This is a genomic window from Streptomyces sp. NRRL S-118 (assembly GCF_000716335.1).
GTDB lineage: Bacteria > Actinomycetota > Actinomycetes > Streptomycetales > Streptomycetaceae > Streptomyces.
In genome coordinates this window covers 18081-30277 of sequence record NZ_KL591028.1, presented here as the reverse complement: position 1 = coordinate 30277, position 12197 = coordinate 18081, and the positions used below count along the sequence as shown (strand labels likewise).

The window sequence follows — 12197 nt, the reverse complement described above, 5'->3', positions numbered from 1 at the left end:
GCGGGCACGGGGTCTCCGTGTGCGGGCACGGGGTCTCCGTGTGCGGGCACGGGTCTCCCTGCGTGGGCGCCGCAGGGGGCCGGGATTGCCAGTGCCCGCCGGCGGACACGATGCTGGATCTTGACTTGACGGCAGAGGCCGCATCGTCGACACAGAGGAGACGCCGACGCATGAACACACCACCGTCGCCGCGCGGAGCGGAACGCTCCGACGAAACAACCGTCCGGATCGGTGCTCTCGTCCCGCTGACCCGGCCCGGGTGGGTCGAGGCGGGCCGGCACTTGCTCGCCGGACTGGAGCTGGCCGTCGGCGACGTCAATGACGCCGGCGGGATCGGCGGGAGACCGCTCGAGCTGGTGATACGTGACACTGCCGCTGATCCGCAGAGGGCGGCTGCGGCCGTGGACGAGTTGGCCCGCCTGGGCGTGGTCGCCCTGGCCGGCGAGTACCACAGCGTCGTCGCTCGCGCGGCCGCCGCCAGGGCCGACGCGCTCGGCCTGCCGTTCCTGTGCTCGTCGGCGGTTCTCGACGCGCTCACCGATGAGCCGACGGAATGGGTCGCGCGCCTCGCCCCGGCGCAGTCGCACGGCTGGAAGCTCTACGCGGACTTCCTCCTCGACGCGGGCCACCGCCGCGTCGCCGTGGCGACCGAACCGAGTGCGTACTGGGCCTCGGGGACCCGCATCCTCCGGGGCCACCTCGCGCCACGCGGCGGCACCGTGCTCGAACTCGACGCACGCGCGCTCGACCCCACGGCCGTCTGCGAGAGACTCGTTGACAACCGCGCGACGGCCCTCCTCCTGCTGGTCGGGGCGCCGGAGCCGGCGGTGTCGCTGGTCAGATCCGTCCGCGGCGACCGGCGCCTGGCCAGCATCATGATCGGTGCTCCGGCCGGGCAACCGGAGTTCGCCGTGTGGCCGACGCTGCTGGGCGACGACGGTGGCGCGATCCCGTTCCTCCGCTACCTGCCCGAGCGCCTCAGCCCCCTCGGGGTACGTGTGGGGGCGGCCCTCCGTGAGCGGCTGGCCGAAGCGCCCTCCTTCGTCGCGTTCGAGGGCTACGACACGGTCGCGGTCCTCACCGACATGCTGCGCTCCCACGGCTCGGACCCGGCGGGTCTCGCCGGGGCGTGGCCCCGGGTCGCGGTCGAAGGCACGCGCGGGCTGATCCGGTTCTCCCGCGCGCCCGGCATCAGCGTGTGGCAATGGGCCTGGCCACCCACCCAGGTCGTGGACCGGGATCCGGCACGACCCGACCGCTTCCGGGTCCTTCACGCCGCCTGAAGCGGCTCGGGAATGCCTGTCACCGCATGCGACCCCGGACGGTGAGCATCCCCGGCACGCCGGTGCACCGATGCCCCCACGGGCCTTCGCAGCCCGCATCGGCTACCGACGACCCGCCGAGTACAGGTCCCGCCTGCAATGGCTGGTCGACGACGGCGCCGTGCCCTCCGTCCGCCGGGTCGAGCCGGTCGTCGCGACGGCGTGACGGCGTGACGGCCGCCGCGCCCGGTCGCCGCTCCTGCCGCTCGCAGGCCGGCGACCGGGGCGAGACAACCCTCCCTCTAAGCTGCGTCGCTGAGCAACAACGGCTTCCGCATGGCACTCATAAGCGGAAATGATCAACCGGGGATGCAGTGGAGCTGCGGGACATCGAAATCTTCCTCACCCTCGCCGAGGAGCTGCATTTCCGGCGGACCGCCGAGCGGTTGCACCTGTCCCAGGCACGGGTCAGCCAGTCGATCAGGCAGCAGGAGCGCCGCTTGGGTGGCGTCCTGTTCGAGCGCACCACGCGCGCGGTCACGCTGACCCCGCTGGGACAGCGCCTGCGGGACGACCTCAGCCCCGCCTACGAGCGGATACGGACCGCGTTGGACCAAGCTGCCGCAACCGCCCGCGGCTGTTGCGGAACGGTTCGCGTGGGGGCGATGGGGGCTCTCCCGTCGGAACTGGCCTGGCTCGTCGAGGCGTACCACGCCCGCTATCCCGACTGCCGTGTCGAGTTCGTCGAGTTCCACTTCAGCGATCCCTTCTCCAAGCTCCGCACCGGCGCGGTCGACGTGCAACTGATGTGGCTTCCCGTGCGGGAGCCGGGACTCCGCTGCGGGCCGGTGGTGCTCACGGAGGGCCGTGTGCTGGCGGTCGCCGAGGACTCCCCCCTGGCCGGCCGCGATTCCGTGTCGATGGAGGACCTGGCCGGCCGGACGGTCCTCGATCCCGGCACCCTCGTATCGGAGGACTGGTTCCGGGCGATGTGCCCCGACCGCACTCCGAAGGGGCAACCCGTCCATCGCGGTCCGCAGGCCCGTACGTTCCACGAAGTGCTCGCCCTGGTCGCGGCCGGCCGGATGGTGTGTCCGCTCAACGGACACGTCCCGCGCTACTACAGCTACCCCGGCGTCGTACTGCTGCCGATCCACGACGCCCCGCTCACCGAGTGGGCACTCGTCGTGCCCGCGGCCACCCCCGCACCCCACATCAAGGCGCTCATCGACACCGCTCAGGAACTGGGCGCACGCCACATAGCCGGAGCCGCTCCCGGGGCGTGAGCGGAAGGCGTGCGTGTGGCCGGCGCGGCCTCAGCGGCGGACGCGCGGCATGCCCAGGCCGATCCAGGAGATGATCTCGCGCTGGATCTCGTTGTTGCCGCCGCCGAAGGTGAAGATCACGGCGGAGCGGTAGCCGCGTTCCAGTTCGCCGTGGAGGACCGCACCGGCGGAGCCCTCCTTGAGCGGGCCCGCCGCGCCGACGACCTCCATCAGCCAGGCGTAGGCGTCGCGGCGGGCCTCGGAGCCGTAGACCTTGACGGCGGAGGCGTCCTGGGGGGTGAGGGTGGAGTCCTGGAGGGCGCTGACCATCCGCCAGTTGAGGAGCTTCATCGCGTCGAGCTTCGTGTGGGTCCGTGCCAGGCGCTTCCTGACCCAGCCGAGGTCGATCACGCGGCGGCCGTCGGCGAGTTCGGTGCCCGCCGCCCAGCGCTGGACGTTGTGCAGGGCGCGGATGGCCATCGTGCCGTGGGCGGCGAGGGTGACGCGCTCGTGGTTGAGCTGGTTGGTGATCAGGCGCCAGCCCTGGTTCTCCTCGCCGACGCGGTGGGTGACGGGGACGCGGATGCCCTCGTAGTGGCTGGCGGTGGTGTCGTGCGAGGCCAGGGTGTTGATCAGGGTGCAGGAGTAGCCGGGGTCGGACGTCGGGACGAGCAGGACGGTGATGCCCTTGTGCGGCGGGGCCGCCGGGTCCGTGCGGACGGCCAGCCACACCCACTCCGCGGTGTCGCCGTTGGTGGTCCAGATCTTCTGTCCGTCGACGACGTAGTGGTCGCCGTCGCGGACGGCCCGTGTCCGCAGCGAGGCCAGGTCGGTGCCGGCGTCGGGCTCGCTGTACCCGATGGCGAAGTCGATCTCGCCGGAGAGGATACGGGGCAGGAAGTACGCCTTCTGCTCGTCGGTGCCGTAGCGCATGATCGTGGGGCCGACCGTGTTGAGCGCCATGAGCGGGAGCGGTACGCCGGCCTGGGCGGCTTCGTCGAAGAAGATGAACTGCTCGATGGGCGTCAGCCCGCGGCCGCCGTATTCCTCGGGCCAGCCGACGCCGAGCCAGCGGTCCGCGCCGAGGCGGCGGATGGTGTCGCGGTAGAACCGTTTGCGGGTGGCGGGATCCGTGTGCCGGTTGTAGGTGTCGTCGGGGACGAGTTCGGCGAAGTACGCGCGCAGCTCGGTGCGCAACTGCTGCTGTGCGGGTGTGTAGTCGAGGTGCACGGCTCCTCCAGGCGTCGTCTCGTCGCTGCTCGGCGCGCGTCGCAGGACGGACACGGTAGAACCTGTTACAGGAATCCGGAAGGCCGCTGCCGGGGTCCGCCGGCGGCCCGCGCCGGTCCCCTGCCCGCCGGTGCGTGGCGGCACGGCAGCACCTGCTCCGGCGCGCGGGCGGTCCGCCCCCGCCGGTGAGGTGCTCCGGCGGGGCGGATCGTTTTTGCAGAAACGGGGGCGGACGGGTCGCGTCAGTCGGTGGAGAGGGCCTGCAGGAGGTCGCCGACCTGGGGGTCCGGGAGGCCGCGTACCACGTCGGCCTGGGCGATCATGCCGACCAGGCGGTGGTTCTCTATGACGGACAGCCGACGCACCTTGTGCTGGGACATCCTGCGCAGCACCATCTGCGCGTCGTCGTCCGCGTCCACGTACACGACCTGGCCCTGGGCCAGCTCACCGGCCGTGGTGGTCGCCGGGTCCTTGCCCGCGCCGAGGGCCTTCACCACGATGTCGCGGTCGGTCAGCATGCCCTTGAGCTTGTCGTCCTCGCCGCAGATGGGCATCGCCCCGACGCCGAGCTGCGTCATCATCTCGGCGGCCTGGAGGATCGTGTCCCGTTCACCGATGCAGTCGACGCCCTTCGTCATCAGCTGACGTGCGGTTGTCATGTGCCGGAGCTCCTTCGCATCACAGGGCGATCACCACGGCCATCGCGGCGAACAGCGCCGCCACGAGTACGACGATGAGGATGATCAGGACCAGCGGGGCCTTGGCCCAGCCGGTCGTCGGGTTGTGCGTCTCCCTCGGCCCGGCTTCGGACATGCTCGACTCGCCGGGCGGCGTCTCGCCGGGCGGGACACCACCACCGGGCTCGAGGCCGGGAGTGCGGTCCGGATCTGGGTCCGGGTTCGGGTACGTCATGGGATACGAGTACGCATTCCTGGACATTTCATTCGCGGCCGCCCGGTCCCCGGATCCGGCGGCGGTGGCTCGTGTCGCACCACGGATAGCGGCGGCTGCGACGGCAGGTGCACACCGCGACCATGAAGCGGTCCGAGCGGGCCGTGCCGCCGTCCGGCAGCTGTATCTCCACCGGCCCCTCGAGCAGCATCGGCCCCTCGGGATCGATCACCACGTGCTCGGGCTCACGTTCGCTGGGCACGGATCACCACCAGCTCCTCCTTGCGCTCACCGGGCCGGATCACACCGTGCCGCTCCAGCCATTCGGCGTGGCCCTCCATCACCGGTCCGAAGGGGATCGTGTCGCGCAGCGCCACCCGTGCGCTCAGCCCTCCGTCGCCGAGCCGCTCCAGTGTCGGGGCCACCCCGCTCAGCGCCGACTGCACCAGGAGCAGCACTCCCCCTTCCCTCAGCAGCGTGGGCGCCTCGGTGCACAGCCGGTCGAGGACGGCGCGCCCGTCCGCACCCGCCGCCCAGGTCCGCACGGCCGCACCGGTCGCGGGGCGCGGGGAGCGGACGTACGGCGGGTTCGAGAGGATCAGGTCGAACTTCCGGCCCCTGACCGGCCCTGTCAGGTCGCCACGGTGCACCTGGACCGGCAGGCCCAGGCGCCGGGCGTTGTAGCGCGCCGCGAGCACGGCGCGCCAGGAGATGTCGACGGCGGTCACCCGAGCCGCCGTGCACGTGGCCGCCAGCAGCGCCAGCGCACCGGTTCCGGTTCCCACGTCGAGTACGTCGGCGTGGTGCGCGAGATGCAGGGTACGCAGTTCGCTGCGGGCGGCCTTCGCGAGCAGCTCTGTGTCTTCCTGGGGCTCGTACACACCACGCGGTCTGAGTAGCCGCATGCGTAACGGGTACCTCGAAGATCCCACGTGAAACGGTGTGATCGTTGTGATGAGGAGTGAGCAATGACGTACGACCCCGGTTCCGGCCCCGGCCCGGCCTCCGGTGCCGGCTCCTTGTGGATGGAGTACGCCCCGGGACCGGCCCGCCCGCCCCTGGACGCCTCCATCGAGACCGAGGTGGCCGTGGTCGGCGGCGGGATCGCGGGGCTGTGCACGGCGTGGGAGGTCGCGCGCGCAGGGCACCCGGTGGTTCTGCTGGAGGCGGACCGGATCGCCTCCGGCGTGACCGGCCACACCACGGCGAAGCTGTCGGCGCTGCACGGCATGGCGTACGCCGAGATCGCCTCGGTGCACGGCGCGCGTGCCGCCCGGCTGTACGCCCACTCGCAGCAGATCGCCGTCGACCACGTGGCCGAGGTGAGCGAGGAACTGGGCATCGACTGCGACCTGGAGCGGCTCCCGGCGTATACGTACACCGAGGATCCGGCCATGGCCGGCAAGCTGCGCGAGGAGGCCGAGGCGGCGCGCGCGGCGGGCCTGGATGCTTCGTACGAGACGGAGGTGCCGCTGCCGTTCCCGGTGGCGGGCGCGGTCAAGGTCGAGAACCAGGCGCAGTTCCACCCGCGCAAGTTCCTGCTGGGGCTCGCCGCCGACCTGGAGGTGCTCGGCGGGCGGATCTTCGAACGGACCCGGGTGACCCGGCTCCAGGAGGGCACGCCCTGCGAGCTGACCACGAGCGGCGGGCACACGGTCAGGGCGCGGGAGGTCGTGGTCGCCACGCACTACCCCGTCTTCGACCGGGCGCTGCTGTTCACGCGGCTGGAGCCGAAGCGGGAGCTGGTCGTGGCGGGCCCGATCCCGGCCGGTCAGGACCCCGGGGGCATGTACCTGACTCCGGAGGGCGGTACGCGGTCGGTGCGGACGGCTCCGTACGGCGAGGGCCGGCGCATGCTGATCGTCACGGGCGAGAAGTTCACCCCCGGCACGGAGGGCGAGGGCGAGGTCGGCGAGCGGTTCCGGAAGCTCGCGTCATGGGCACGCGAGCGGTTCCCGGAGGTCGAGCTCACCCACCGCTGGGCCACGCAGGACAACTTCACCACCGACCGCGTGCCGTACGTGGGGCGCCTGCACGCGGGCTCCCGGCACGCGTACGTGGCGACCGGGTTCGCCGGGTGGGGCATGAGCAACGGGGTGATGGCGGGCGATCTGCTGGCGTCGCGGATCCGCGGCCGCGAGCCCGCCTGGACGAGCCTGTACGACCCGGTGCGGCTGCACCCGGTGCGCGAGGCGCCCGCCATGCTGCGGCTCCAGGCCCAGGTGGGCAAGCACTTCATCGGCGACCGGCTGCCAGGCGCGCACGCCGATTCGACGGCCGACATCGAGCCCGGTGCCGGCGCGGTCGTCCGGGTCGGCGGGCGGCGGCTCGCGGTGCACCGGGACGCGGCAGGCGCGCTGCACGCGGTCTCGGCGCGCTGCACGCACCTGGGCTGCATCGTGCACTTCAACGACGAGGAGTGCGCCTGGGAGTGCCCGTGCCACGGGTCGCGCTTCGACGTGGACGGCAAGGTGGTCCAGGGGCCGGCGATGAAGCCTCTGGAGCAGTTCGACGTCGACGAGGAGGAGGCCCGATGACCCATCCGGCTCCGCTTCCCGAGCCGCGCGGTCCGCTGTCGGCGGCCGTCCGGGACGTCCTGCTGGGCGGGGCCGCGCCACCGGAGGCCCCGTCCGTCGCGGACGCCGATCCGTTCGGCGAGGACCTCCAGCTCGCGCTGTACCTGTCGTACGAACCGCACTACCGGGCTCTGGAGGGCGTCGACGACGAGCGGGAGTGGGACCCGGCCCTGCTGGGGCTGCGCAGGCCGATGGAGGAGGCGTTCCTGGCGGCGCTGCGCGAGGCCGTGCCTCGGGAGGGCGACGGCGTCGGTGCTCCGGCCGTGGACGCGGCCCTGGAGCCGTTGCTGGTGGAGCCCGTCGACGGGCACGGGGTGTCGCACCGGTTGATGGACGAGGGCACCTGGGAGCTGATGCGCGAGTACCTGGTGCACCGCTCGCCGTACCAGCTCAAGGAGTCGGACCCGCAGGCGTGGCTGATCCCCCGCCTGGAGGGCCAGGCGAAGGCGTCGCTGGTGGCGGTCGCGTTCGACGAGTTCGGCGCCGGTCACGGCGAGCGGGTGCACGCGCGGCTGTTCGCGGAGCTCATGGACGGGGCCGGGCTCGACGCCTCGTACGGCCGCTATCTGGACCTGGTGCCGGCCGTCACGCTCGCCACGGTGAACGTGATGTCCCTGTTCGGGCTGCACCGCTCGCTGCGGGGCGCGGCGGCCGGGAACTTCGCGGTGCTGGAGATCACCTCGCCGCCGGGGGCCCGGCGGATGGCCAAGGCGCTGGAGCGGCTCGGAGCCGAGGAGCGGTGCGTGCGGTTCTTCACCGAGCACGTCGAGGCGGACGCGGTGCACGAGCAGGTGATGCGCCGCCACGTCCTCGGTGACCTGCTCTCTCGTGAGCCGGAGCTGGCGGGGGACATCGCGTTCGGGATCCGTGCGACGGTGTGGCTGGACGAACGCTGGGAGGAGCGGGTGCTGGCGTCCTGGGACGCCGGGCACACGTCCCTGCGCCGCCCGCTCGCCTGCCTTCCCGGCGCACCGGCGCCGGCGCAGGGCTGACCGGTTGCCCGAACCCTTGATGATCCGTGGCTTGCGCTTGATCGGGATCGGGTGATCCGTGGCCCCGGCGATCCCGCCGCGGCCGGGTGCGGGACCGGCCGGGCCCGTTGCGCACGCCCGGGCCACGCGGCTTCACTCCGGAGCAGGAGTGCGGTCGCGCGGCCCGTGCCGCCCGCGGGCGGGGGGCGCCCGCGTCAGGGGAGCAATTCGTCGAGGGCGGCCTTGCCCTTCTCGGCCATCCGGCGCTCTGCCCAGGCCAGGTTCTTCGGGTTCACGTCACGTCCCGAAGCGAGCACCAGGTCTTCCGCGGTGTAGTCGTCGCTCTCGGCGCCGCTGTGCAGCAGGCGGTCGGGCGTGACGCGCTCTCGCTGGGAGGTCGAATCGGGCTCAGCGTTCATGCCGCCTCCTTGTTCGTCCTGCAGTCATTGTCGTCGCCGGGTACCCCGTTCGCATCCGCTACACCACCCCCTTTCGGGGCGCCCCTCGGCGGACGAGGGCGGCGGCCTCCTTGAGCCCGAGGGCGCGGCCCTCGGCGTGGGCGCGGGCGAGCGACGCGTCGTCCAGGACGGCGCGCAGCTCCCTCTCCGCACGGTCCCGGATCTCCCTCTCCGCGTCGACGGGGAGCTGGCGGAAGCCCGTACCGGCCAGGTCGGCGACGTGCCGGTCGTACGCCCCGAGGAGCCGGGCGCCGTCGGACGGGTCGCCGTGGCCGGCCATGGCCCACGCGGCGGTGGGGAACTGGCCGAGGACCATGTGCGGGGCGACCAGGTAGGCCAGCGTCTCCAGCCGGCGCACGGCCTGGGCGAGGCGTTCACGGGCACGTGCGTGATCGCCGTTCAGGCAGTCCAGCCAGGCGTGCAGGCCCAGCAGCATGCCGGTGAACATCTCGGCGATGCCGGGGATGAGCTCCCGCTCGATGACGTCGAGCTGGTGACGGGCGAGGGGGACGCGGCCCGTGCGGCCGTAGTGCTGCGCGAGCAGCAGCCGGGCGGTGCTGACGGCCTCGACGTTGTACGTGCGCGCCGCGTCGGCGGCGGCGAGGAGCAGGTTCTCGGCCTGCTCGCGCTCGGCGGGGGTGGTGGCGAGCCGGAGCCGTACGGACGCGAGGCGGGCCTGGAAGACGGTGACCTGGCTGTGCGCACCGATGCGCTCCGCGCTTGCCATGGCCCGTTCGAAGTCCCGGGCCGCTTCCGCGTACCGCCCGGCGCGGTCGTGGGCCTCGCCGCGTGCGGAGAGCGACTCGGCGATGCCCCATCGGTCGCCGACGGCCTCGAACCGCGCGAGCGCCTCGTCGGCGTCGGTGCCCTCCTCCTGGAGGAGCTTGGCCCGCATCAGCAGGGCGAAGGCGATGTCGGCGTCGTCGCCGTGCTCCCGGGTGGACTCCACGGTGGCGGCCATCGTGTCGGGCAGGCCCCGGAACTCACCGAGGAGCAGGCGGACGAAGAACCACATGGCACCGGGGTGGCGGCAGTTCTGCGGCATGCCGGGGCGGTACGTGTCGGCGATCGCCTCCAGGTAGGCGCGGTTCTCGGGCTTCTCCAGCGCGGCGGCTCCCTGGCTGCCGTCGGAGGCGAAGGCCATCAGGCGGACACCGCGCCGGGCCTCCCACAGGGTCTCGTCGTCCCACGGCGGCGGCGTGTCGGTGCACCTCCGGTGCAGGGGAACGGCGCGCCGCACCGGCGGGAGGAACGGGTCGGGACCGAGCGCGGCGACCGCCGCCGACCAGGTGCGGGCGTCGGTCACATGGCCGCGCAGTTGCCAGAACCAGTTCAGGCACAGGACCACGCACAGGCCCTGCTGCTCCTCGCCGAGCTCGACGGCGGTACGCAGCGCGGCACGGATGTTGTCGTGCTCGGCCTCGAAGACGCGCAGCCATGCCGCCTGGCGCGGTCCGCGCAGTTCGCGCTCGCCGGTGCGCACCAGTTCCCGGTGTGCGGTGAGGTGGCGGCGGGCGGTGGCTTCGCGCTCCCCCGCCTCGGCGAGCCGTTCGGCGGCGTAGTCGGCGACGGTCTCCAGGAGGCGGTAGCGCATGGTCCCGTCGGGTGCCGGGTCGGCGACCACGAGCGACTTGTCGACGAGCGAGGTGAGGCGGTCGAGGGTGTCGGGCTCGGCGCAGACCTCCTCGGCGAGCGCGAGGGTGCAGCCGCCGGAGAAGACGGCCAGCCGGCGCAGAACCGTCCGCTCGGCCGCGTCGAGCAGCTCCCAGGACCAGTCGACGACCGCGCGCAAGGTCTGCTGGCGGGGCAGCGCCGTGCGGCTGCCGCCCGTCAGGAGGCGGAACCGGTCGTCGAGGCGGTCGGCCATCTGTCGCGGGGACAGAGCCCGCAGCCGGGCGGCGGCCAGTTCGATCGCCAGGGGCAGGCCGTCGAGGCGCCGGCAGATCTCGGCGCACGCCTCCGGGTCGTCGGTCACGCGGAACGCGGGGCGGGCGGAGCCTCCGCGCTCGGCGAGCAGCCGCAGCGCCGCCTCTTCGGGGAGCGGGTCGACGGGGCGTACGGCTTCGCCCGGGACGCCGAGCGGCTCGCGGCTGGTGGCGAGCACGGTGACGCCGGGGCAGGCGGCCAGGACCGTGTCGGCGAGCCGGGCGGCCGCGCCGACGACGTGCTCGCAGTTGTCGAGGACGAGCAGGAGCCGCCGTCGGCCGCAGTACTCCACGAGCCGGTCGAGCGGGTCGCGGGCGCCGGTGTCGGCGGTCCAGCTCAGCGGCTCGCGGGCGCCGAGCACGGTCAGCACGGTCCCGGCGACGTCCGCCTCGTCGCGTACGGGGGCGAGTTCGGCGAGCCAGACCCCGTCGGGCCAGGTGTCCGTTGGGGCCCGGTCGCGGGCGGTGTCCGCCGCCTCCAGGGCGAGCCGGGTCTTGCCGACGCCGCCCGGCCCGAGGAGGGTGACCAGCCGGTGGCGCCGCACCTGGACGGCGAGGTCGGTCAGTTCGGTGTCGCGGCCGACGAAGGAGGTGAGCCGGGCGCGCAGGTTGCCGGGCTCGGGCGTCGCCCGGTGGCGTACCGGTTCCTCGTCCGCGGCGAGCAGCTCCGCGTGGAGCGCCCGCAGCTCCGGTCCGGGGTCCGTGCCGAGCCGTGCGGCCAGCCCGGAGCGGACGCCCTCGTACGCCTGGAGCGCCTCGGCCGGGCGTCCGGCGGCCCGCAGGGCCCGGATCCGCAGGGCGGCGAGGGGCTCGTCCAGCGGCCGGTCCGCGGCGAGTTCGGCGAGTCCGGGCAGGGCGGCCTGCGGACGGCCGAGCGCGACTTCGGCGGCGAGCCGGGCGCGGCGGGCCTCGGTGTGCCGTGTCCGGGCCCGGGCGGCGAGGGGGTCGGTACCCCGGCCCGGCAGGTCCGCGAGGGCCGGCCCGCGCCACAGGCCGAGGGCCTCGTCGAGGAGGCGGGCCGCCGTGGCGGGGTCCCCGGCGTCGAGCGCGGCGGCGCCGTCGGAGGCGAGCCGTTCGAAGCGGAAGAGGTCGATGTCGTCGGGGCGGGCGGCGAGCCGGTAGCCGCCCGGCGCGGAGACGACGGCGTCCCGGCCCAGGGTTCTGCGCAGTCGCCCGACCAGCGCCTGGAGTGCGGCGATCTCGTCGGCGGGCGGTGCGTCGGTCCACAGCTGGGCGGCCAGGGTTCCGGCGGGGACGGTCCGCCCGGCGGCGGCGGCGAGCGCGGTGAGGAGGGCCCGCAGCCGTGGCCCCGGGAGCGGGGCCTCGGTGCCGTCGGGGCGCAGCACCTGGGCGGCGCCCAGGACGCCGAAGCGGTAGCCGGAGCCCTTGGCGCCGCGATCGCCGTTGCGGTCGCCGGAGCCGTTGCCGTTGGTCTTGCGATCGCTGTTGCCGTTGCCGTTGCCGTGTGTCACCCGCTCATTGTCGGTGGTCCGGCAGACGGTCATCCGGCCGGTGCGGCGGGCGGGGGCGGGGGACGGCGGCGCTCCGGAGCGGCCGCCTCGCCGGTCGGGAGGTGCGCGGGGGGCCGGTTCGGCGTGGTGGCGTTCGGCGAAGGCACG

12 protein-coding genes are annotated in these 12197 nt (G+C 73.6%); 5 read left to right on the top strand and 7 right to left on the bottom strand.

Going from position 1 to position 12197, the window contains the following annotated elements; translation table 11 throughout:
- The first annotated feature begins 170 nt into the window (after positions 1–170).
- The 3 genes from IH00_RS0131635 (at position 171) to IH00_RS0131625 (ending at position 2548) form a co-directional block, all read left to right on the top strand.
- Positions 171–1283, top strand: a complete 1113-nt coding sequence (locus IH00_RS0131635; protein WP_031079518.1) for an ABC transporter substrate-binding protein — start codon at positions 171–173, stop codon at positions 1281–1283.
- A 70-nt stretch (positions 1284–1353) separates the two neighbouring features.
- Entirely contained in the window at positions 1354–1488 is a 135-nt protein-coding gene (locus tag IH00_RS45125) for a hypothetical protein (protein WP_267882618.1), read from the top strand.
- Between the two features lie 148 nt (positions 1489–1636).
- The gene (locus IH00_RS0131625; RefSeq protein ID WP_031079517.1) at positions 1637–2548 is read left to right on the top strand and encodes a LysR family transcriptional regulator; all 912 of its coding nucleotides are present in this window, start codon (positions 1637–1639) and stop codon (positions 2546–2548) included.
- 30 nt (positions 2549–2578) lie between these two features.
- Here the strand turns inward: IH00_RS0131625 and IH00_RS0131620 are convergent, their stop codons facing one another.
- From IH00_RS0131620 to IH00_RS0131600, 5 genes are all read right to left on the bottom strand, one after another.
- The gene (locus IH00_RS0131620; protein ID WP_031079516.1) at positions 2579–3757 is read right to left on the bottom strand and encodes an acyl-CoA dehydrogenase family protein; all 1179 of its coding nucleotides are present in this window, start codon (positions 3755–3757) and stop codon (positions 2579–2581) included.
- Positions 3758–3999: 242 nt separating this feature from the next.
- Positions 4000–4416, bottom strand: a complete 417-nt coding sequence (locus IH00_RS0131615; RefSeq protein WP_031079515.1) for a CBS domain-containing protein — start codon at positions 4414–4416, stop codon at positions 4000–4002.
- A gap of 19 nt (positions 4417–4435) precedes the next feature.
- Complete coding sequence (locus tag IH00_RS0131610; RefSeq protein ID WP_031079514.1) at positions 4436–4669, bottom strand: DUF6480 family protein; 234 nt, start codon at positions 4667–4669, stop codon at positions 4436–4438.
- A 28-nt stretch (positions 4670–4697) separates the two neighbouring features.
- On the bottom strand, positions 4698–4859 hold the full coding sequence (locus IH00_RS0131605) for a CDGSH iron-sulfur domain-containing protein (RefSeq protein WP_078888078.1): 162 nt from the start codon (positions 4857–4859) through the stop codon (positions 4698–4700).
- Between the two features lie 34 nt (positions 4860–4893).
- Positions 4894–5553 carry a HemK2/MTQ2 family protein methyltransferase gene (locus tag IH00_RS0131600; protein ID WP_078888066.1) on the bottom strand — a complete coding sequence of 220 codons (660 nt, stop codon included), beginning with the start codon at positions 5551–5553 and terminating at the stop codon, positions 4894–4896.
- Positions 5554–5616: 63 nt separating this feature from the next.
- Here IH00_RS0131600 and IH00_RS45120 point away from each other — a divergent pair, with 63 nt between their 5' ends.
- Together IH00_RS45120 and IH00_RS0131590 are read left to right on the top strand one after the other, a co-directional pair.
- Positions 5617–7185 carry an FAD-dependent oxidoreductase gene (locus IH00_RS45120; RefSeq protein WP_052411781.1) on the top strand — a complete coding sequence of 523 codons (1569 nt, stop codon included), beginning with the start codon at positions 5617–5619 and terminating at the stop codon, positions 7183–7185.
- Entirely contained in the window at positions 7182–8216 is a 1035-nt protein-coding gene (locus IH00_RS0131590) for an iron-containing redox enzyme family protein (RefSeq protein WP_031079510.1), read from the top strand. The genes IH00_RS45120 and IH00_RS0131590 overlap by 4 nt, the downstream gene beginning before the upstream one ends.
- Positions 8217–8410: 194 nt before the next feature.
- On the opposite strand, the gene IH00_RS0131585 is transcribed toward IH00_RS0131590, so the two are convergent.
- Positions 8411–8614 carry a hypothetical protein gene (locus IH00_RS0131585; RefSeq protein ID WP_031079509.1) on the bottom strand — a complete coding sequence of 68 codons (204 nt, stop codon included), beginning with the start codon at positions 8612–8614 and terminating at the stop codon, positions 8411–8413.
- Between the two features lie 58 nt (positions 8615–8672).
- Entirely contained in the window at positions 8673–12050 is a 3378-nt protein-coding gene (locus IH00_RS0131580) for an ATP-binding protein (protein WP_324615810.1), read from the bottom strand.
- Positions 12051–12197: the final 147 nt, after the last annotated feature.